The following is a 21,448-nucleotide window of genomic DNA, read 5'->3' as shown; positions in this document are numbered from 1 at the left end:
CAGATTTTGGGCGGCACTGGCGGCTGAAGAACGGCCGCCTGCGGCGAGGACATCTTTAGAGCAAAGAGGGGCGTTGCCGATGGGCGCCTACATCGTGAAGCGCCTGATCTCCGCCATCCCGGTGCTGCTCGGCATCACGGTGATCGTGTTCGCGATCATGGCACTGATCCCGGGCGACCCGGCTACGGCGATCCTCGGCAGCTACGCCACGCCAGAAAACGTCGAGCGGCTGAACCGCGACCTCGGCCTCGATCGGCCAGCGTGGCAGCGATACTTCGTCTGGCTTGCGAACATGCTGCAGGGCGAGTTCGGTCGCTCGTTCCGACTCAACCGCCCGGTGATCGACGAGGTGCTGGAGCGGTTCAACGCGACGCTGATCCTCGCCGGCACCTCCTTCGTTCTCTGCACCATCTTCGGTATCCTTGCCGGCACTGTCTCCGCCGCCCGCCAGTACGGATGGGCGGACAAGGCGATCACCTTCGCCGTGCTGCTCGGCATCTCGATACCGTCCTTCTTCCTCGGGATGATGATGATCCTCATCTTCGCGGTGAACCTGCAGTGGCTGCCGGTCTCGGGGATGTACGCGATCTACGGCGGCGGCGACCTGCCTGACCTGCTGTGGCACCTCATCATGCCGGCGACGGCGCTGGCGGTCGTCGCCACGGGAGTTGTTGCGCGGCTGTCGAGGTCGGCGATGCTCGAGGTGCTGCGGCAGGACTTCATCCGCACCGCTCGCGCCAAGGGCGTGCCCGAGCGGCGGGTGATCTGGCGCCACGCCCTCAAGGCGGCAATGGTGTCGATCATCCCGGTGCTTGGCATCCAGGCCGGGTTCGTGCTGTCGGGGGCGGTCTACATCGAGATCGTGTTCCAATGGCCGGGCATCGGCAGGATGCTGGTCGATGCGATCCTGACCCGCGACATCCTGCTGGTGCAGGGCGGGGTGGTGTTCGTCGCCGCCTGCTACGTGCTCTTCAACATTGTCGTGGACGTGGCGCAGGCGCTCCTCGATCCGCGGATCAAGACGTGAGCTTTCTGCGCCGCCTGTCGCGCAACCGTCTGGGGCTGCTCGGACTGATCGTCCTCTTCGTCGTCGTGCTGCTCGCGCTGGTCACGCCAATCCTGCCTCTGCAGGACCCGAACGCGACCGAGACCGCCGACCGGTTCCTGCGGCCGTTCTCGGAAGGGCACCTGCTCGGCACTGACCATCTAGGGCGCGACCTGCTCAGCCGCCTCCTCTGGGGCACGCGGCTCAGCCTGACGGTCGGCTTTGCGGCGGCGGTGATCGCGGCCACCATTGGCGCGGCCATCGGCATCGTCGCGGGCTATTTCGGCGGCACGACCGACAACGTCATCATGCGCGGCGTCGACATGCTAATGGCGTTTCCCTACATCCTGCTCGCGCTCGCCATCGTCGCCGCCCTCGGCCCCGGCCTGCTGAACGCGCTGATTGCGGTTGCCGCTGTGAACGTGCCGTTTTTCGCCCGAAACATCCGCGGCATCACCGTCGGCCTCGCGCACAAGGAGTGGGTGGACGCCGCCCGGCTCTCCGGGATGGGCCACGCTCGGATCATCCTCTCGGAGATCCTGCCCAACGTCGTGCCCGTCATCGTCATCGCCATGTCGACCACCGTGGGCTGGATGATCCTCGAGACCGCGGGCCTCAGCTTCCTCGGGCTCGGATCGCAGCCACCCACCGCCGATCTCGGCTCGATGCTGGGCGAGGCGCGGGCGGCGCTGATCTCGGCCCCGCACACGTCGGTGGTGCCTGGCCTGATGATCCTCATCGTCGTGATGTCGATCAACCTCCTCGGCGACGGCGTGCGCGACGCGCTCGACCCGCGGCTCCGCTCCGGCGCCCTGACCCGGCCGCGCCCGGCGACGATGGTCAGCCGCAAGAGCGTGCCGAAGGGCGAGGGGCGCGGCATCCTCGCCCTGCAGGACCTCGAGACCCAGTTCCATGTAGGTCGCCGGGTCTATCGCGCCGTCGGCGGCGTCTCTCTCCATGTCGAGCCGGGTGAGTGCCTCGGCATCATCGGTGAGTCGGGCTCCGGCAAGTCCGTCACCGCGCTCAGCGTCATGAGCCTTGTCGCCTCGCCACCCGGCGTCATCACCGGTGGCGCGGTGCGCTACAGGGACCGCGACCTCGTCGGCATGCGCTACCTCGACCTCCGCCACCTGCGCGGTGACCGCATCGCCTACATCTTCCAGGACCCGCTCGCGACGCTGCACCCGCTCTACCGCGTCGGCGATCAGCTGACCGAGGCGATCCGGGTGCATCACCGCGTCTCTGGCCGCGAGGCGTGGGACCGCGCCATCGACCTCCTGCGCCAGGTGCGTATTCCAAACGCCGCTGAGCGCGCGAACTCGTATCCGCACGAGATGTCGGGCGGCATGCGCCAGCGGGTCGGCATCGCGATGGCGCTCGCCAACGACCCCGACGTCATCATCGCCGACGAGCCGACTACGGCGCTTGACGTCACTGTCCAGGCGCAGGTGCTCTCCATCCTTGACGACCTGCGCCGCGACCGAGGCCTCGCGATCGTCTTCATCACCCACGATTTCGGCGTGGTGGCGCAGCTTTGCGACCGGGTGGCGGTGATGTATGCGGGCAAGATCGTCGAGCAGGGGCCGACCCACGTCGTCCTCAACGACCCCGCGCACCCCTACACTCGGCTCCTGATCCAGTCCGTTCCCGAGCTTGGCCAAGGCCGGCGCGACCTCGTCTCGATCTCCGGCCTGCCGCCGCCGGTCGAAGACCTGCCGCCGGGCTGTGCCTTTGCTCCGCGCTGCCCGAAGTGCGAGCCCGACTGCACCGTCGCGCCCATCCCGATGCTGGGCAGCGACCACCATGCCGCCCGCTGCATCCACCCCGAAACCCCACTCCGAGAGGCCGCCGAATGACCGCCGCCCTTCGTCTCACCGACCTCTCCAAGACCTTCCCGGTCGGCAAGCGCCTGTTCGGCCCGCCCAAGGGCCGCGTCCGCGCCGTCCGCCCCGTCACCCTGATCGTCGAGCATGGCGAGACGCTGGGCATCGTGGGCGAGTCCGGCTGCGGCAAGTCAACGCTGGCGCGGATGCTGGTCGGCCTGATCCCGCCCTCCACCGGCACCATCGCGATCGACGGCCGCGCCTTCGACAACTCCGACCCCGCCGCCTTTGGCAAGCGCGTCCAGTACGTCTTCCAGGACCCGATCAGCTCGCTAAATCCGCGCAAGTCGATCCGGCAGGTCATGGAGGCGCCGCTCAAGCACCTGCATGGCATGAACCGGGCGGAGCGCGCCACGCGCATCGCCGAAATATTCGACCTCGTGAGCCTGCGCCAGGAGTTCCTCGAACGTTATCCGCACGAGTTTTCGGGCGGCCAGGCGCAGCGCATCGGTATCGCCCGCGCGCTGGCGGCCGAGGCACGGATCCTGATCCTCGACGAGCCGGTCAGCGCGCTCGACGTCAGCGTGCAGGCGCAGGTGCTCAACCTCCTCAACCGCCTCAAGACCGAGTTGGGCCTCACCTACGTCTTCATCTCGCACGACCTCGCCGTGATAGAGGCGGTGAGCGACCGGGTCGTGGTCCTCTACTTCGGCTCGGTCGTCGAGGTCGGTCCGGCGGATGCGATCTTTGCACGACCCCGCCACCCCTACACGCAGCTCCTGGCTGACAGCGCCCCGCGCGTGGGGCGCCCTCTCGAAGCGCCGGAGGCGCGCGAGACCGAATTGCCAGACCCGCTGAACCCGCCGCCCGGCTGCCCGTTCACGCCGCGCTGCCCGCGTGCGACAGAAATCTGCCGCGCCGAGGACCCGCCGCTTGAGGCCAAGGCGCCGGGTCAGCTAGCCGCCTGCCACCATCCGCTCTAGCGGGGTTCGCGTATCCACTCGTGGACGAAGCCCAGCTTTTCGCGGACCGGGGCCGAGATCACGAACGGATAGAGGTCCGAGTGACCCATGGACCGATTCACGTGGTTGAGTGCGATGCCAAGCTCGGCCGCCACTGTCAGCAGCTGCTCGGAGTCCGTCTCCTGATAGGAATCGTAGGTGCCTTCCGCCAGCGTGGGCGAGTGCAGGCCCGCTGCCACGAAGCTGTCGGTGATGTCGGCGAGGTGCAGCAGGTGTGCGAACGTCTCCGCCCAGTCCTCGTGCGGGTGCGCGGTGGCGTAGTTGGTGATGTGCTCGGCCGGCGGCGCCTCGTCGCCGTCGGCCCGCGCATAGTGAGCCTTGAGCGCCTCTCCGTAATCAGCACGCTCGTCGCCAAAAAGCACTCGGAAGCGGTCGAGGAAGGCCTCGTCCCGCGACATCCGCTCGAAGAAGAAGTGGCCCAGCTCGTGGCGGAAGTGCCCCACCATAGTCCGGTATTTCTCGCCCAGCCCTTCGCGCCGCGACACCCGTGTCTCGGGATCCGCCTCGGCGACGTTGATGGTCACGAGGCCGGAATCGTGTCCCATCGTCACCTGCACGTCGCCCGAGGCCGTCGTCTCCGACAGCAGGTCAAACACGGGGCGCGGCCCTTGGTCCGCCTCCTTGAACCAGCCCCAGCGCCCGAGGTTCGCCAGGACCCAGCGCTTGGCCAGTTCCGCCTGCGTCCAGAGAGAGCGGTTATCACCCTGAAAAGCGTCCGGTACCGTTCGCGTCATGGCGCAGGCGCGGCAAAGGCCGCCGTCTTGCGCGGCGGTCCAGTTGCAGTCGATCGTCGGCCGGTTCGGACATGGGGCAGCGCCGGTGACGAAAGCTTCGGCATCGGGTTCGTAGGCAACTTCGGCCCCGCAGGAGCAGGACAGGTTGTGAAAGTAGAGCGGCTCGCCGCAGCTCGGACACTTGAAGATCCGCAAGGCTCCCTCCGTTCGCGACCCGCGCCATGCGGGCGAGGGTGAATGCGCGAGACTGTCACGGGTTGCAGCGGCAGGCAAAACTTCTGCCGCTCCTCTAGTTCCCCGCGGCTTTCTTGGGTGGCACCTCTCCGCGGTTGCGGACGAGACGACGGCGGGTCGGGAAGAGTTGGAGCCCTGTTGCCGCGTGAACGATCCCCCAGAGCCCGCGTGGCGCGAAGAGCATGAAGGCGATGGCAAGGACACTCAGGACCGCCAGGAGCCAGTCACCGTACCCGACCAGGGCGCGTTGCAGAAAGTAGAACGCCAGCACGCCGAGGATCGGCCCCTCGATCGTGCCGAGGCCGCCGATCACCACGATGAAGATGACGCAGATCGTCCACTGCACCATGTCAAAGGCTGTGTCGGGCGCGACCCGCGCGCCCTGCAGGAAGATCAGCGCCCCGGCGACGCCGGTGCCGAAGGCCGCAGCGAGAAAGACCATCCAGCGCATCCGCGCCGGGCGTACCCCCACCGACTGCGCCGTCACGAGATCGACCCGAGCGGCCGTCATGCCGAGGCCGCCGCTGGTTCGCAACAGCCGGTAGACAAAGCCGACGGTCAGCACAGCGAGCGCGAGTGCAGACCAGTATACGAGGATGTCGCGGGCCGCCGCAGCCTCAACGTCGAAAGTGGCCCCCACCCAGTCGGCGCCGAGCATGCCCTCACGCGCCTCGAGCGGTAGAGACAGGTCGGCGCCACCACCGGCCGCGTTCCATTGCGTCACGCCCAGCCGCACGGCTTCGGCGAAAACCCAGGTGCCGATGGCGAACTGCACGCTGCCGAGGCGCAGGGCAAGGACGGCAACCGGGATCGCCAGAACCAGTGCCGAGGCACCGCCGACCAGTATGGCGGGCAGCGGGTCGAGTCGGTAGGCGATGACGGCGGCGAAAAGCCCGTAGGCGCCGATGCCGACGAAGGCCTGCTGTCCCAGGCTGACGAGGCCGGCATGGTGGGCGAGCAGGTTCCAGAACTGAGCGAGGACCAGCATCGTCAGCAGAATGGACAGCTCCCCGAGCAGCTCGAACGAGGCGTAGGCCGGCAGCACCACCGCTCCGCCGACGAGTACCACCGCCATCAGCCCGGCGGCGACCGAGGCCGGGGTGCGGGTGCTCATCCGCCACGCCATCAGCCGGATGCCCGCGGGAAGAGGCCGCGCGGTCGGACCAGCAGCACGGCGAGGAAAGCGACGTGCCCCGCGAGGACCTCCCACTCCGGGTCGAGCGCCGCGCCCGCCGTCTGCGCCACGCCGAGGACGATGCCGCCGGCAAGGGCGCCCCAGGGCGAGCCGAGGCCGCCGATGAGAACCGCCTCGAAGGCGATGATCAGGTACGCCGTCCCGCTGGCCGGCTGAAACTCCGCCAGCGTCCCGGCATGAAGCGCCGCGATTGTCGCCACCACCAGCGAGACGCCTGTCACGCCGGCGAGAAGTCTCGGCGGAGAGATCCCCACCATCGACGCCGTCGCGGGGTCGTCCGAGATCGCTCGCAGCGCCCGGCCTGTCGCGGTGCGCAGAGCCACCCACTGCAACACCAGGACTACCAGCACCGCCGATCCCAGTGACAGGAGCGGCAGGAGACTCACAACCGCCGGCCCGACCTCCACCGTCGCCGTTTCGAGCGGTCCCGGGGAAATCCGCCGGCTCTGGGCAGAAAGGCCCTTTTCCAGCCCAGTCTGGATCACGATCGAGAGGCCCAGCGTGACCAGAAGCGGAGGCAGGATGTCTTCGCCGAGCAGGCGGTTCAGCAGCAGCCGCTGCAGCAGCCAGCCCGCGGCGAAGAGCGCCGGCGCCGCGATCAGCGCCGCGAGGAGAGGCCCGATTTCCAGCAAAGACGCCAACAGCAGGATGACGTAGGCCGCCAGCACGATGAACGCTCCATGCGCAAGGTTGGCGAGCCGCATGACCCCCAGCACCAGGTAGAGCCCCGCAGCGAAGAGCGCGTAGAGCCCGCCGAGCGTCACGCCCTGCATGACTGTCTCGACCCAAATCATCGGCGCCACCCGGACCGCCTGGGCCGGGTAGGGAAGCGAACGCCTTCATGGCTCACGCTCGGACCCCGAAGTAGGCGTCGTGGATGTCGTGGCGCCTCATGTGCTCCGGCCGCCCGAGCAGTGTCACCCGCCCGGCGGTCAGGCAATAGACGCGATCCGCGACCCGCAGCGCCCGTCCGATGTCCTGCTCAGCCAGCACGACCGAGGCGCCAGCCTCGCGGATGCGGGGCAGGATGGCGTAGATGTCGCGGATCAACTCGGGCGGGAGGCCTAGGCCGATCTCGTCGCAGAGAAGGATCCGCGGGTTCGACATCAGTGCGCGCCCGATTGCCGCCATTTGCTGCTGTCCGATCGTCAGCGCCGTGGCGGGGGCCTTGCGCCGCTCGCGCAACATCGGGAACAGCCCGTAGACCGTGCCGAGCGACCATTGCCCTTTGGACCGGCCGTGCCGCCCGCCGATGAGCAGGTTCTCCTCGACACTGAGCGACGGAAAGAGCCTCCGCCCTTGCGGCACCGTCGAGATCCCGAGGCGCGTGACCTGCTCGGCGCTCAGCGCACCGATCGGCCGGCCGTCCAGCCGGACCATCTCAGGCGCATTCCGCACGAGACCGGCGATGGAGCGCAAGAGCGTTGACTTGCCGGCGCCGTTCGCGCCGATGACCGCCACCGTCTCGCCCTCGGCCAAGCCCACCTCCACACCGAAAAGCGCCCGGCAATCGCCGTAGTCCGCGTCAAGCTCCAGCGTCTCTAGGAACGGCTTCGTCACAGCTCAAGCGCGACGTAGGTCTCGCGTACCTCGCGCGAGGCCAGGACCTGCTCCGGCTTGCCGATCGCGATCACGCGACCCTGGTCGAGCACCATCAGCCGATCGACCAACGCGGCCATGGAACGCGATACATGCTCGGTCCAGATGATCGCGGCGCCCTGCGCCCGGATGATTGGCAAGATCACGTCGCGCTCGCTCTGCGTCAGTCCGGCCGTGATCTCGTCGAGGAGGAGCAGGCGCGGCCCGGTCGCCAGCGCCCGTGCCAGTTCCAGCCGCCTGCGCTCGAACGGCGAGAGACTTGCGGCGGGCGTGTCGGAGCGTGACATGAGCCCCGTCTGCTCCAGCACCTGCGCGCAGGGCTCGGCCACCGCGCGCTCGCTGCGGCCAGTGCCATGCGCGGCGGCGACCAACAGGTTCTCGAACACCGTCAGCTCTTCGAAGGGCCGCGGGATCTGAAAGGTGCGGCCGACGCCCAACCGGCACCGACGCGCCGCCGAGGCGCGGGTGAAGTCGCGCTGCATCAGCTCGATGCGGCCAGCATCGGCGGACAGCTGTCCCGCAACGAGGTCCAGCAGCGTCGTCTTCCCGGCGCCGTTCGCGCCGATGATGCCGAGCGCCTCACCCTGCCGCACGTCAAGGCTGACATCGTCGACCGCCTTCGCCGCGCCGAAACGCTTCGAGATGTTCTCCAGCCTCAACAGGCCGGTCTCCGAAGCGATGTGACTACGGCTATTGCCCCACCACCCTACGCGCCAGCGCGACAGTCGGCTCCGTGGTCGGGCTGCGGTTGCGCTCATCACGGCGCGTCAAAGGGCGGACGGCCGGCTGCGAGCGCGGCGAGGATGGCGTCGAGCGCCCCGATCTCATGCTCCGAGACCTCGTGCGTGCGGCCTGGGAACACCTCGGCCCGGACCCGTGCTCCCGCATGGCCGAGACTGACCGTGGCCGCGGCGAAGGCATCGAGCGGGATCCAAGGGTCTTCGTCGCCGCAAGTCGCATAGACGGGCAGGCGGTCGAGCCTTGCGACCGGCCGCTCTGTCCGGACGCCGACGCGACAGCCTGTCAGTACAGCCAGTGCGCCCGGCCACGCTCCCTGGCTGCACGCCCATTCGAGTGCGACGCAGGCGCCCTGGCTGAACCCCGCAAGCAGGAGCGGCCTGCCGGGCGCAGCTGCGCGCAGCTCCGCCACCGCTGTTCCCACGGCATCGAGCGCGGCGGCGAGTTGCACCTCGGTCCGCTCCGTGAGCGGGTCGATTGCCCTTGCCTTGTACCACGACTTGCCGCTCGCGCGGGGCAGTCGGTAGGCGGCGACGGGCGTCGAGAGGCGGCCGAGCACCAGGTCCGCGATGTCCTCCGGCGTCTGCCCTCGGCCATGCACGAAGACGCACCCGACCCTGGCGGCGGTTGCCTCCACGCCGAAACTGAAAGCCTTGCTCACGGCGCGGCCGCGCTCCCGCGCACGGGGAGATCAGCGTGGGAATGGCATCTCATCCTGCCGCGGGCCCGGCGCGCGACGCCGCGCGTCCGCGATACCAGTTGAAGCCGAGCAGCACCGCCAGCGCCAACGAGCCCGCCAGCTCGACCTGAAAGTTGGGATGGAAGACCGCGATCGTCGCCGGGATCACCAGGAGGCGGGAGACGACATCCATCGGCGCGAAAAGATACCCCTCCAGCGCCGCGGCGAAGGCGGCGAGCGCCAGAGCCGCGATGACGCCGGTGAAGATCACGTAGGCCACCGGGCCGCCCAGCACGATCTCGGGATTGTAGACCATGAAGACGGGGATCAGGTAGAGACCCTTGGCGAACTTCCACGCCTGCATCGAGGTCTCGAGCGGCTTGGAGCCCGCGATTGCCGCTCCGGCGAAGCCCGCCAGCGCGATCGGCGGGGTCACGTTGCTGTCCTGCGAATACCAGAACACCACCAGGTGCGCGATCAGCAGCGGGATGCCGAACTCCTGGCTGAGGGCGGGGCCGACCAGCACGATCAGCACGATGTAGGAGGCCGTCACCGGCAGCCCCATGCCGAGGATCAGGCTCGCGATCAGCACCAGGATCAGCGCCAGCACGAGGTTGCCGCCGGAGAAGGCGACCATCATCGACGAGAACTTGAGCCCGAGGCCCGTCAGGCCGACGACACCGACGATGATGCCCGCCACGGCACACGCCATCGAGACCGCGACTGCGTTGCGCGCACCCAGCGCCAGCGCCTCGACGATCAGCGCCAGCCCCGCCTTGCACGCGGCGATGAGGCGAGAGGCGGAGAGGCGCTCGCCCCGGCGCGGCTCGAGGATCAGCATCTCGAGCGCCCCGCGCAGGAACGCCACCGCCACCACCGACACGATCGCCCAGAAGCCCACGCGCATCGGCGAGATGTTTGCGACCAGAAGCCAGATCAGCAGGAAGAGCGGGATGATGAACTGCCAGCCCGCCGCCAGTACGGCGCGCACCTGCGGCAGCTCGGCCGAGGGCATGCCCTTCATCCCCGCCTTCATCGCCACGATGTGCACGAATAGGTAGACGGTCCCGAGATAGAGGATCGCCGGATAGATCGAGATCAGGACGATGTCGATGTAGGGGATGCGGGTGTATTCCGAGATCAGGAACGCCCCCGCGCCCATCAGCGGCGGCGTGATCTGGCCACCGGTCGAGGCGGCGGCCTCGATACCCCCCGCCTGCGCCGGCCGGTAGCCGAGGCGCTTCATCAGCGGGATGGTGAAGGCGCCGGTCGTGACGACGTTGGCGATGGCCGAGCCTGAGATCGAGCCCATGCCCGCGCTGGCCAGCACCGCCGCCTTGGCCGGCCCGCCTGCCTTGCGGCCGGTCGCCGCGTAGGCGAGGTCGATGAAGAACTTGCCCGCTCCGGTGACCTCGAGGAACGCGCCGAAGAGGACGAAGACGAAGATGTAGGTCGCCGCGACGCCGAGAGGCAGACCGTAGATCCCCTCCTGTCCCAGGTAGAGCTGGCCCACCAGCCGGTCCACGCTGTTGCCGCGGTGCGAGAGGATGCCCGGCAGCCATTCGCCGAGCCAGGGCAGCGCGCCGCGCGGCCCGGCGAGGGCGTAGAGGATGGCGACGAGGCCGATGATCGTCATCCCCATGCCGATTGCGCGGCGGCTGGCCTCCAGCACGAGGACGGTGGTGAGGACCCCCATCCAGATGTCGGCCTGGCTCCAGAAGCCGGCGCGCGCGAAGATCGCGTCGAGGTTCCAGACCAGGTACCACCCGCTCGCGACCGCCCCGGCGAGAAACGCCGCATCGATCAACCAGCCCAATGCCCCTCGCTGCCGGTTCGCGCCCCAGACCGGGAACATCAGGAGGGCCAGCACCATGATGAAGGCGAGGTGGATGGAGCGCTGGTAGAAGAGGCCGAGCGGCTCGATTCCCGCGGAGTAGAGCTGGAAGAGCGACAGCGCAATGCCGACCACCAAGATCGCCAGCGCCACCGGCCGCGTCTGCGCCGGCGCGCCGGTCGGGTCGGCGAGGGCCTTTTCAGGCGGCTGCGTCTGTTCGCCGTAGGTCATCGGTACCTCAGGGTGTTCGGTCGAGGCGCAGCGAGACACGTTCGCCCGCAGCCATGGCCGTCAGGTCGTGGACGTCGCCGGCGACCACGAGGCGGTGGTCGACCGAGCCGCGCCCGACGCGCAGGATCAGCCGGTTTTCGGCCACGGGCTCGTCCATATCCTCGATCCAGTAGCCGCCGCCTTCGGCAGTGCGCATCCAGCCGCGGCCGGCGATGGTCCCGAGGCCGGCGGCGAAGTCGTGCAGGAAGGAGCGGTCAAGGATCATGGTGCCACCGTCGTTCCTGAAGCAGTCGGCGACGTCGCCGCCGGTCACGGAATGCTGCCACTTCAGGCACCATTCGGCCCCGTCTGCGACTTCGACCGAGACCAGTGTCGCCCCCTCGGTCTCGACGCTGAGCACATCGGCCGTCGCGGCCGAGGCGAAGGCGGAGAGGGCGGCCGCAATCGGCCACCCCCGGCGCGGCAGCATCAGGGCCGCAGGTCTTCGAGCACGGTCTGGCCGGCCTCTTCGTAGTACCGGATCGCGCCCGGGTGGAACGGGATCGGCGTCGAGCTCAGCGCGAAGTCGACCGTGGTGTCATTTGCCGCCGGGTGGATCGCAATCAGCTCGTCGACATGCTCGAACATGTTCCTGGTGATCTGGTAGGCCAGTTCCTCGTCCATGTCGGCGTGCACGACCAGCACGTTCGGGATCGAGATGGTCGGCACCGGTTCTTCCACGCCGTCGTAGATGCCGGCCTGCAGCGTGTAGGGTGCGAACACCGGCTCCACGCCCACGGCCGCCTCGATCTCCGCCTCGCTGAGCGGGATCAGGCGGATGTCGCGCGTGGCGGCGAGGTTGAGGATGGACGAGGTCGGAGGGCCGACGCTCCAGAACCCGGCGTCGATGTCGCCATCGCGGAGTGCGTCGGCGGTCTCGTTGAAGTTGAGACGCTGCTCCTCAATGTCATCGTAGGTGATGCCGTTCGAGGTCAGGATCTGCTCGGCGTTCACCTCGGTGCCCGAGCCGGGCGCGCCGACGGAGACGCGCTTGCCGCGCAGGTCCTCGAGGCTTTCGATGCCGCTGTCCGCCAGCGTCACGATCTGCACCGCGTTGGGGTAGATCGAGGCGAGGGCACGGGCCTCTTCCACGGGCCGGTCGGTAAAGGGGTCGATCGTGCCCTGGTAGGCGCCGTAGACCGTATCGGCCAGCGCTATCGCAAGGTCGCTTTCCTGTCGCGCGATGAGCGCCATGTTCTCGACCGATGCGCCCGTCACCTCGGCCGTGGCCGACGCGCCGTCGATGTGGTTTCCGATCAGCTCCGCCAGACCGCCGCCATAAGGATAATACACCCCGCCGGTGCCGCCCGTGGCAATGGAGAGCTCCTGCGCCGGGGCGGCCGAGCCGAAGGCCAGCGTCGCCGCGAGGGCGAGTCCCAGTCGTTTCATCATATCCTCCCATGCTATTTCGATATCCCTCCGGCGTGCGGAGGGCGCCCAGCTATCGACACCCCAAGCGCGGCCGGCGTCAAGCAGATGCCGGCCGCGTGGACTGATTACCTGAGGGTCACACGACCGAAGGGAGAGGGATGTGGCGATGCCTCGCTCGTCGCGCACGGGGGCCGGCCCGTGTCGAACCGGCCCCGCCGCGTCAGCCGATCGCGCTGCGCAGCGCGTCCGCCGTTACGTCCACGATGCGGTCCGCCTCTTCCCGCGTCAGGCAGAGCGGGGGCGCGAAGCCGATGATGTCGCCCTGCGGCATGGCTCGGGCAACGACGCCGCGCCGCACCATCTCCGCCACCACTGCGCCCGCCTTCTGCCCGGCCGGCTCGAAGAAGCGTCGTGCCCCCCGATCCTCGACCAGCTCGACCGCGCAGAGCATCCCCTCGCCGCGAACCTCGCCGACATGCGGGTGCTCCGCCAGCGCCTCGGCCATCCGATCGTTGAGATAGGCGCCGACCGTGCCGGCGTTCTCGACGAGGCCGAGGCTGTCGACCAGCTTCAGGTTGGCAACGCCCGCCGCCGCGCCGATCGGGTGCGCTGAGTAGGTCCAGCCGTGGCCGATGGGTCCGTTCTCGTCCGTGCCCTGTTCCAGCACCTTCCACATCCGCTCGCCGATGATCGAGCCGGAGAGGGGGGCGTAGGCCGAAGTCAGGCCCTTGGCGATCGTGATGAGGTCGGGCTTCAGCCCGTAGTGCTTCGACCCGGTCATCGAGCCGAGGCGGCCGAAGCCCGTCACCACCTCGTCCGCGATCAGCAGGATGTCGTGGCGGCGCAGCACCTCCTGGATCGCCTCCCAATAGCCGGCGGGTGGCGGGACGATGCCGCCGGTGCCCAGCACCGGCTCGCCGATGAAGGCGGCAATAGTGTCCGCGCCTTCACGCTCGATCAACGCCTCGAGCTCGGCGACGCAGTGCGCGGTGAACTGGGCCTCGCTCATCGCGGTGTCGGGACGGCGGAAGTAGTAGGGGGCCTCGGTGTGGATCACCTGACTCAGCGGCAGGTCGAACTTCTTGTGGAAGAGGTGCAGCCCGGTCAGCGACCCCGTCATCAGGCCCGAGCCGTGGTAGCCGCGCCAGCGCGAGATGATCTTCTTTTTCTCGGGCCGGCCGAGGATGTTGTTGTAGTACCAGACCAGCTTGATGTTGGTCTCGTTCGCGTCCGACCCGCTCAGGCCAAAATAGACCCGCGCCATCCCCTCGGGCGCGCGGTCGAGGATCATCCTGGCCAGCGTAATGGCCGCCTCGTTCCCGTGGCCGACATAGGCGTGGTAGTAGGCCAGCTCGCGCGCCTGCTCGGCGATGGCGTCGGCGATCTCGGTCCGGCCGTAGCCCACGTTGACGCAGTAGAGCCCGGCGAAGGCGTCGAGCAGGCGGTTGCCGTCGCGGTCCTCGATGTAGACGCCCTCGCCGCCGGTCACGATGCGCTGCGGCGCCTCGCCGCGCGAGAACTGCGCGAGATGGGTCGACGGGTGGAATAGGCTCTCGCGGTCCCACTGGGCGAGTTGGTCGTTGGTCAGCATCTTGTTCATGGCGGTCACTCCTCAGGCCCAGTCGCGGCAGACGTACTTGATGTCGGTGAAGGCCTCGAGCCCGTAGCGGGCCCCCTCGCGGGCGAGGCCGGATTGCTTCATGCCCCCGAACGGGATCGGTGCGCCGGTGACCTTGGTGCGGTTCACGGCGACCATCCCGAACTGGAGCGCGCGGGACGCGCGGTAGATCCGCCGCGGGTCCTGCGTGTGAAGGTAGGCGACGAGGCCGTACTCGGTCGCGTTGGCCCAACCCAGCGCCTCTTCCTCGGTGTCGAAGGGGGCGATGGCGGCGACGGGGCCAAACGTCTCCTCGTGCATGATCTTCGCGTCGGCGGGCACATCGGCCAACACCGTCGCGCGGTAGAAGAGCGGCCCCTGCGGATCACGCTCGCCACCGGTCAGCAGGCGAGCGCCGCGGTCGAGCGCGTCGCGCACGTGCTCCTCCTGCTTGGCCACGGCCCGCTCGTTCATCAGCGGGCCGAGGTCGGGGTCGTCCATGCCGGGGCCGAGGGTCAGCGCCTGCGTCCGCTCGGTGAAGCGGCGGCAGAACTCGTCGTAGACGCTCCGTTCGACGAGGAAGCGGTTGGCGCCGAGGCAGTCCTGCCCGGTGGTGGCGAACTTGGCCTTAATCGCCTCGTCCACCGCCTGCTCCATGTCCGCGTCGGCGAAGACGATGAACGGCGCGTGGCCCCCGAGCTCCAGCACCAGCCGCTTCACCGTGTCGGCCGACTGGCGGTAGAGCAGGCGGCCGACCTCGGTCGAGCCGGTGAAGCTGAGCGCCCGGACGCGGGTGTCGGCGGTCCAGTCGCCGACGATCTCGGGCGCGTCCCCGGTGACGACGTTGAAGAGGCCCGGCGGGAAGCCGGCTCGCTGCGCCAGCTCGGCCAGCGCCAGCGCCGAGAGCGGCGTCTCGGCGGAGGGATGGACGACGGTGGTGCAGCCGGCGGCGATGGCGGCAGCGGCCTTGCGGGTGATCATGGCGGAGGGGAAGTTCCACGGCGTCACCAGCGCGGCGACGCCGACCGGCTCGCGCCAGAGCTCGACCTCGGCGTCGGGCAGGTGCGAGGTCACGCCCTCGATGTTCGGGCGCCGCGCCTCCTCGGCATAGAACTCGACGAAGCTCGCGGCATAGTCGATCTCGCCTCGCGCCTCGGAGATCGGCTTGCCCTGCTCGGCGACCATGATCCGCGCCAGGCCCTCGCGGTGGGTCATCATCTCGCGGTGCCAGGCGTGCAGCAGGCGCGCCCGCTCCTGCGGCAGCGAGACGGACCAGGCGGGGAAGGCACGCTCGGCCGCCGAGACTGCGTCCGCGGCGCCGTCGGCCGTGACCTTGGCGACCCGCGCGACCTCGGCGCCGGTGGCGGGGTCTGTGACGGCGAAGGTCTCACCGGCAGCGACCCACGCGCCGCCGATGTGCGCCTCGCGGCGGAGCAGTCTCGGGTCTGCGAGCGACTGCGCCAGATCTGTCATGTCGTATCCCCACTCATTCTGATGCGAAATCCGGCCCATTCGTGCTCCTCCTCTCGGCTGTGGCCGGCATAGCCCGGGCAGAGTGGAGGATTTCTCCTGCCTCGGCGCCGCACGAGAGGATTCCTCTGTTCTCAGGGCCGCGCGGCGTCAGTCTTCTCCGGTGTCCCGGCGATGAGGTCGAGTGGCGGCGGCGACGTCTTCACCTCCTTCGTGACGACGTAGGTGAAATAACGCTTGAGCCCGATGCGCGCCGCTAGCATGGCGTCGATCAGCGCCTGGTAGCTGACGACGTCGCGGGTGACGACCTGTATCAGATAGTCGTAGCCGCCGCCGAGCGCCCAGCAACCGACGACCTCGTCATAGCGCGCGACCCCGCGCTCGAAGGCCTGGAAGCTCTCCGCCCTGTGGCTCTCCAGCTCGACGGTGACGAAGACGACCACGTGCGGGCCGAGCGCCGCGAGGGCAACGTCCGCGCGGTAGCCCCGGATGAGGCCGGCCTGCTCCAGCCGCCTCAGCCGCTGCCAGCAGGGCGTGGCAGACAGGTTCACCCGCCGCGCCAGCTCGGTCTTTGCGATCCGCCCCTCGCGCGTGAGCACGGAGAGAATGGCGATATCGCGGTCGTCGAGGGCGAGGCGTGGCATCGGAGCAGCCTTCTGACGCTGCCGCGGATTGTCAATCGCGCTCGGGCGGCGGAAGATCGTCTCATGACAATGTGGCCGCCAGAGCCGGATGCAATCGACCGCCCCGCCTACCGATCGCTCGCGCGCCACCTCGCCGCCGCGATCGAGGCGGGAGAGTTCCGGCCCGGCGACCGGCTGCCGACCCACCGCGACCTTGCCTGGCAACTCAACCTCTCGGTCCAGACGGTCAGCCGCGCCTACGACGAGCTCGCGCGGTCGGGCAGCATCTCGGGCGAGATCGGGCGCGGCACCTTCGTGCGCGGGACTGGCGAAGAGAACCCGCCCTACCAGCGACTGGAAGGGCGCGATGGAACGCTCGACTGCTCGATGCTGACGCCGGTCGTGGGCGGCGAGCACACCCGCGCCATGGAGGCGGTGCTGTTGGAGCTCGCCCACGGCGGCTGGAGCGAGGCGATGCGCTCGTTCCGCCCCCGGATGGCGCTGCGGGACCATGTCGAGGCGGCGCTGCCGTGGCTTGCCCGGTGCGGCGTCAGGACGCGCGGCGACCTCGTGCTGCCGACGAACGGCAGCACGCCTGCCATCGCCGCGGCCGTCGCGGCGGCGACCTCTCCGGGCGATTGCGTCGTGACCGAGGCGCTCGGCCACCACACGCTGCGTGGCCTCTGCCTCGGGCAGGGCCTTCGCCTGGCGGGACTGCCGCTTGATGCGGAAGGAGTCTTGCCGGATGCCTTCGCCCGCGCTTGCGAGAACGATCGGGTGCGCCTCCTCGCGGTGATGCCGGCGGGGTCGGGGCCGGCGACCTGCACGATGGGGGGGGAGCGGCGGGCGGATCTGGTGGAGGTGGCGCGGCGGCACGACGTCCTGATCCTCGAGAACGACGCCTGGGGCCCGCTCGAGCCAGGGCGCACCGCGCCGATCGCGGCGCTGGCGCCGGAGCGGACGTTCTACGTCACCGGCCTCGGCAAGTGCCTGATGCCGGGGCTGCGCGTCGGCTGGCTGGTCTCCCCCGAGTCCCTCGTGGCGACGGCGCGGGCGCGTCACCGCGCCGCCAACTGGATGGCGACGGCGCTGATGGCGGAGATCGCGACGCGCTGGCTGCGTGACGGCACCGCACGGCGTCTGCTGGTGTGGCAGCGGCGGACGCTGGCGCGGCGCAACCGGCTGGCGCGCCGGGCGCTGGCGGATACGGTGCATCGCGGAATGCCGCACGGGCTGCACGTCTGGCTCCCCCGGCGCGACGCGGAGGCCGAGGTCGCGCTGGTCGAGGCGGCGGCCCGCCGCGGCATCGCCGTCACGCCCGGCGCCGCCTTCGCCGTCGACGACCGGCAACGGCCCGCCGGCGTGCGCGTCTGTCTCGGCGGAGTGTCCGAGGCCGCGCTCGAGGCGGCGCTGACGCAGGTCTCGCTTGCCGCCGGCGAGGGCGGCGCCGGCGGTCCGGCGACTGCGGAACCGTCACGCAACTGATGCGGCGGGCGCCGCCGAAAGAGGCACCCGCGCCGCCGAACCTGACAATGCTTCCTGCAGATTGTCGTGATTCAATTATCGAATTGACGCTCTTTCGGGGACCAAACAGATTGGTCGCCGACGGGATGGCGGCCGTGGACACAGGATCGCAGCGGCCTGACGCTATGGAGATCAGGCGTCGTCGCGCGTCTCAGGGCGCCGAAGAGGGTTCAGATCCGGCCCAGGGAAAACCAGCCGTCCCGGCCGAGAGCCAGAACAGGGAAGGGAGAACGAACATGCACATCCTCAGAATGACCACCCGCGCGACCATCGCGCTGGGTCTGGCCGCTGGTGCGGCTTCGGCCGACACGTGGCGCTACGCGACCGAGGAAGCCGCCGAGACCGATGTCCAGAACGTCTTCGCCAACAAGTTCAAGGAAGAGGTCGAGGCCAACAGCGACCACACCATCGAGGTCTATCCGTTCGGCGCGCTGGGCGAGTCCGAGGCGCTGCTCGAGCAGGCGCAGGCCGGCATCCTGCAGTTCGTGGACCAGTCGCCCGGTTTCACCGGCTCGCTGATCCCCGAGGCGCAGGTCTTCTTCGTGCCGTACCTGCTGCCGCAGGACAACGAGGCGCTGGTCGAGTTCTTCCGCAACTCGGTCGCGATCAACGAGATGTTCCCCGAACTCTATGCCGAGCAGGGGCTCGAGCTCCTGACGATGTTCCCCGAGGGCGAGGTCTGCATGACCACGCAGGAGCCCGTCCGCACGCCGGAGGATCTCAACGAGGTCAAGTTCCGGGTGATGACCAACCCGCTCCTGGTCGAGAGCTATCAGGCCTTCGGCGCGACACCGACGCCGCTGCCCTGGGGCGAGGTCTATGGCGCGCTGCAGACCGGCATCATCCAGGGGCAGGAGAATCCTGGGTTTTTCCTGGAATCGACCAAGATGTACGAGGTGACCGACGTGATCACCTGCATTGGCCACAACAACTTCACCACGGCGGTGATGGCCAACAAGGACTTCTACGACGGGCTGTCGGAGGAGGACCAGCAGGTGGTCGACAACGCCATCGCGGCGGCGTTCGACTACATCGTCGAGTACCAGGCCGGGCTGCAGGAGGAGAGCCTGCAGAACATTCAGGAAGCCAAGCCCGACATGCAGGTCAATGTCCTCTCGGAAGAGGAGCGGCAGCCGTTCATGGAGACCGCGGGTCAGGTCGAGGACGCGTTCATCGACATGACCGGCGAGAGCGGCCAGCGCATCCTCGATCAGATGAAGCAGGATCTGGAGGCGGCGCAGTCGGCCACCTCGGGCTGATCCCGTAGCACCATGGGTCGGGCGGCAAGTCCGCCCGGCCCGCGCCCACGAGCCGGAGAGCCCGCGTGACCAATCCCAACGAGCCGGTCGCCGACAAGACCCAGACTTCGGCCGCCGATCAGCCGGACACGGACGACTACCATTCCGCGCTTCCCGGCGTGCTTGGCACCATTGACGTCGTAATCGCGCGCGTGGAGGCCGTGCTGCTCGCGGCCGGCGTCCTGCTGATGGCGCTCAACACGATCGCCAACGTGGTCGGCCGCTTCGCGCTGGGTCAGAGCATCTACTTCTCCGAGGAGCTCAACCGCATCCTCATCATCCTCATCACGTTCGCCGGGATCAGCTATGCCGCACGGCACGGCCGGCACATCCGCATGTCGGCAATCTACGACACGCTGCCCGCAAAGGGCCGCAAGGTGCTGATGATCGTCATCGCGCTCGTCACCGCCTTCTTTATGTTCGGGCTCTGCTACTACTCGTTCACATACATCCTGACGCAGGCCGGGCGCGGGCGGGTCCTGCCGTCGCTGCAGATCCCGGTCTGGTACACGCTGATCTGGGTCCCGGTCGGGTTCTTCATGACCGGGGTGCAGTACCTTCTGACAGCCATCAAGAACATGATCTCGCGGGACATCTTCCTCTCCACCGGGGTCCTCGAGGGTTACGGCGACGACGACGAGCGGGAGGTCTGAGACATGGCTGCGGGCATCTTCTCGATCATGATCGTGCTGCTGCTGCTGGGCTTTCCGATGATGATCCCGCTCATCACCGGCGCGTTTGTCGGCTTCTACGCGATGTTCGGCGGCCTCAGTCAGATGGAGACGATGGTGCAGCAGATGATGGCGGGCATCAGGCCCGCCTCGCTGATCGCCGTTCCGATGTTCATCTTCGCCGCCGATATAATGACCCGCGGCCAGTCGGCCGGCCGGCTCATCGACATGGTGATGGCCTTTGTCGGCCACGTACGCGGCGGCCTCGCCGTCTCGACCGCGGCGGCCTGCACGATGTTCGGCGCCGTCTCGGGCTCGACGCAGGCGACGGTGGTCGCCGTAGGCTCGCCGTTGCGCCCGCGGATGCTCAAGGCGGGCTACAACGACAGCTTCGTGCTGGCGCTGATCGTCAACTCCTCTGACATCGCATTCCTGATTCCGCCCTCGATCGGGATGATCATCTACGGCGTCGTCTCGAACACTTCGATCGCCGAGCTCTTCATCGCCGGAATCGGGCCGGGCCTCCTGATTCTCGTGCTCTTCTCGATCTACTCGGTCATATATGCGATCCGGCACAACGTTCTGCCAGAGCCTAAGGCGAGCTGGGGCGAACGGCTGAAGGCGGTGCAGAAGGCGCTCTGGCCGCTGGGCTTTCCGCTCATCATCATCGGCGGCATCTACGGCGGGATCTTCTCGCCGACCGAGGCGGCCGCCGCCTGCGTCCTCTACGCGCTGGTGCTCGAGACCATCGTCTTCCGCGAACTCGACATGAAGGGCGTCTGGGACACCGCCAAGTCCACCGGCCTCATCACGGCAGTGGTCTTCATCCTGGTCGCGGCGGGGGCGGCATTCTCGTGGGTGATCTCGTTCGCGCAGATCCCGCAGCAGATGCTTGGCGCGGTCGGCATTTCCGAGATGGGGCCGATTGGCGTCCTCTTCGTCATCTCCATCGCGTTCTTCATCGGGTGCATGTTCGTCGACCCGATCGTGGTAATCCTGGTCCTGGTGCCGATCTTTGCACCGGTGGTGAACGACGTGGGCCTCGATCCGGTGCTTGTCGGCACGATCATCACGCTGCAGGTTGCAATCGGCTCGGCCACGCCCCCCTTCGGCTGCGACATCTTCACCGCGATCGCGGTCTTCAAGCGGCCCTACGCGGAGGTGGTGCGCGGGACGCCGCCTTTCATCCTGATCCTGCTCAGCGTGTCGGTCGCGCTGATCTTCTTTCCGCAGATCGCGCTCTTCCTGCGCGACCTGGCCTTCGCGGAGTGAGGGGGCGGCATGTTCAAGCGAATACTGGTTGGCTACGACGGGTCCAAGGGGGCCGAGGGCGCCCTGCGCAAGGCGGTGGAGCTGGCCAAGGTCTGCCACGCGCAGGTCCTCGTGCTGACGGTCTACCGCCACCACAGCCTGCTCGAGGCGTCGTTCTCGATGGTCCGGCCGCAGGAGCCGGAGAACATGGACGACCTGATGCGCGGCCACGCGACCGAGGTCGCGGACTACGGCAAGAAGGTCGCGCGCGAGGCGGGTGCCGAGAACGTGCGCGCCTTCGTCAAGGCGGGCCAGCCGTCGCGCTCGATCATCGCATTTGCGCGTGAGCACGACGTGGACCTGATCGCCGTCGGCTGCCGAGGCCTCGGTTCTATCGAGGGATACATGGTGGGCAGCGTCAGCCACAAGATCACCGGCCTGGCCGACCGTCCCGTCCTCGTCGTCTGACG

Annotated in this window: 20 protein-coding genes; 8 read left to right on the top strand and 12 right to left on the bottom strand. The window is 68.6% G+C overall.

Annotated features, from left to right (window positions below):
- Positions 1-79: 79 nt before the first annotated feature.
- Genes JM664_RS05535 through JM664_RS05525 form a run of 3 tightly spaced genes read left to right on the top strand, consistent with a single transcriptional unit; the run spans position 80 to position 3,851 of the window.
- Complete coding sequence (locus JM664_RS05535; protein ID WP_227418925.1) at positions 80-1,027, top strand: ABC transporter permease; 948 nt, start codon at positions 80-82, stop codon at positions 1,025-1,027.
- Entirely contained in the window at positions 1,024-2,901 is a 1,878-nt protein-coding gene (locus JM664_RS05530) for a dipeptide/oligopeptide/nickel ABC transporter permease/ATP-binding protein (protein WP_227418924.1), read from the top strand. Before JM664_RS05535 ends, JM664_RS05530 begins: the two co-directional genes overlap by 4 nt.
- Positions 2,898-3,851 (top strand): ABC transporter ATP-binding protein, encoded by a 954-nt coding sequence (locus JM664_RS05525; RefSeq protein ID WP_227418923.1) that lies wholly within the window; start codon positions 2,898-2,900, stop codon positions 3,849-3,851. The genes JM664_RS05530 and JM664_RS05525 overlap by 4 nt, the downstream gene beginning before the upstream one ends.
- On the opposite strand, the gene JM664_RS05520 is transcribed toward JM664_RS05525, so the two are convergent.
- From JM664_RS05520 to JM664_RS05465, 12 genes are all read right to left on the bottom strand, one after another.
- Complete coding sequence (locus tag JM664_RS05520) at positions 3,848-4,819, bottom strand: zinc-binding metallopeptidase family protein (protein WP_227418922.1); 972 nt, start codon at positions 4,817-4,819, stop codon at positions 3,848-3,850. The two genes, JM664_RS05525 and JM664_RS05520, sit on opposite strands and share 4 nt — an antisense overlap.
- Positions 4,820-4,913: 94 nt before the next feature.
- Positions 4,914-5,972 carry a branched-chain amino acid ABC transporter permease gene (locus JM664_RS05515; protein ID WP_227418921.1) on the bottom strand — a complete coding sequence of 353 codons (1,059 nt, stop codon included), beginning with the start codon at positions 5,970-5,972 and terminating at the stop codon, positions 4,914-4,916.
- A gap of 11 nt (positions 5,973-5,983) precedes the next feature.
- A complete protein-coding gene (locus JM664_RS05510; protein ID WP_227418948.1) occupies positions 5,984-6,847 on the bottom strand; it encodes a branched-chain amino acid ABC transporter permease in 864 nt (287 codons plus the stop codon).
- 52 nt (positions 6,848-6,899) lie between these two features.
- Complete coding sequence (locus tag JM664_RS05505) at positions 6,900-7,613, bottom strand: ABC transporter ATP-binding protein (protein ID WP_227418920.1); 714 nt, start codon at positions 7,611-7,613, stop codon at positions 6,900-6,902.
- Positions 7,610-8,311: an ABC transporter ATP-binding protein gene (locus JM664_RS05500; protein ID WP_227418919.1), complete on the bottom strand. Its 702-nt coding sequence runs from the start codon at positions 8,309-8,311 to the stop codon at positions 7,610-7,612. Before JM664_RS05500 ends, JM664_RS05505 begins: the two co-directional genes overlap by 4 nt.
- A gap of 98 nt (positions 8,312-8,409) precedes the next feature.
- Positions 8,410-9,051 (bottom strand): alpha/beta hydrolase, encoded by a 642-nt coding sequence (locus tag JM664_RS05495; protein WP_227418917.1) that lies wholly within the window; start codon positions 9,049-9,051, stop codon positions 8,410-8,412.
- Between the two features lie 49 nt (positions 9,052-9,100).
- Positions 9,101-11,134 (bottom strand): TRAP transporter permease, encoded by a 2,034-nt coding sequence (locus tag JM664_RS05490; protein ID WP_227418916.1) that lies wholly within the window; start codon positions 11,132-11,134, stop codon positions 9,101-9,103.
- Positions 11,135-11,141: 7 nt separating this feature from the next.
- Positions 11,142-11,603 carry a DUF1850 domain-containing protein gene (locus tag JM664_RS05485; RefSeq protein WP_227418914.1) on the bottom strand — a complete coding sequence of 154 codons (462 nt, stop codon included), beginning with the start codon at positions 11,601-11,603 and terminating at the stop codon, positions 11,142-11,144.
- Complete coding sequence (locus tag JM664_RS05480) at positions 11,603-12,562, bottom strand: TAXI family TRAP transporter solute-binding subunit (protein WP_227418913.1); 960 nt, start codon at positions 12,560-12,562, stop codon at positions 11,603-11,605. The genes JM664_RS05485 and JM664_RS05480 overlap by 1 nt, the downstream gene beginning before the upstream one ends.
- Before the next feature lie 202 nt (positions 12,563-12,764).
- Positions 12,765-14,135, bottom strand: coding sequence for an aspartate aminotransferase family protein (locus tag JM664_RS05475; protein WP_227418947.1), 1,371 nt, complete (start codon positions 14,133-14,135; stop codon positions 12,765-12,767).
- A gap of 21 nt (positions 14,136-14,156) precedes the next feature.
- The gene (locus JM664_RS05470) at positions 14,157-15,614 is read right to left on the bottom strand and encodes an NAD-dependent succinate-semialdehyde dehydrogenase (protein ID WP_227418946.1); all 1,458 of its coding nucleotides are present in this window, start codon (positions 15,612-15,614) and stop codon (positions 14,157-14,159) included.
- Between the two features lie 131 nt (positions 15,615-15,745).
- Positions 15,746-16,255, bottom strand: coding sequence for an Lrp/AsnC family transcriptional regulator (locus JM664_RS05465; protein WP_227418911.1), 510 nt, complete (start codon positions 16,253-16,255; stop codon positions 15,746-15,748).
- Between the two features lie 63 nt (positions 16,256-16,318).
- Here JM664_RS05465 and ehuR point away from each other — a divergent pair, with 63 nt between their 5' ends.
- The 5 genes from ehuR (at position 16,319) to JM664_RS05440 (ending at position 21,446) form a co-directional block, all read left to right on the top strand.
- Positions 16,319-17,719 (top strand): MocR-like ectoine utilization transcription factor EhuR, encoded by a 1,401-nt coding sequence (gene ehuR, locus JM664_RS05460; RefSeq protein WP_227418910.1) that lies wholly within the window; start codon positions 16,319-16,321, stop codon positions 17,717-17,719.
- Between the two features lie 275 nt (positions 17,720-17,994).
- On the top strand, positions 17,995-19,017 hold the full coding sequence (locus JM664_RS05455; RefSeq protein WP_227418909.1) for a TRAP transporter substrate-binding protein: 1,023 nt from the start codon (positions 17,995-17,997) through the stop codon (positions 19,015-19,017).
- A gap of 158 nt (positions 19,018-19,175) precedes the next feature.
- Entirely contained in the window at positions 19,176-19,709 is a 534-nt protein-coding gene (locus JM664_RS05450) for a TRAP transporter small permease (RefSeq protein WP_227418945.1), read from the top strand.
- A gap of 3 nt (positions 19,710-19,712) precedes the next feature.
- On the top strand, positions 19,713-20,999 hold the full coding sequence (locus JM664_RS05445) for a TRAP transporter large permease (protein WP_227418908.1): 1,287 nt from the start codon (positions 19,713-19,715) through the stop codon (positions 20,997-20,999).
- A gap of 9 nt (positions 21,000-21,008) precedes the next feature.
- Positions 21,009-21,446: a universal stress protein gene (locus JM664_RS05440; RefSeq protein WP_227418907.1), complete on the top strand. Its 438-nt coding sequence runs from the start codon at positions 21,009-21,011 to the stop codon at positions 21,444-21,446.
- Positions 21,447-21,448: the final 2 nt, after the last annotated feature.

The sequence above is a fragment of the Roseitranquillus sediminis genome, assembly GCF_016918935.1.
Taxonomy (GTDB): Bacteria; Pseudomonadota; Alphaproteobacteria; order Rhodobacterales; family Rhodobacteraceae; genus Roseitranquillus; species Roseitranquillus sediminis.
This window is presented reverse-complemented; position numbering and strand designations above follow the sequence as displayed.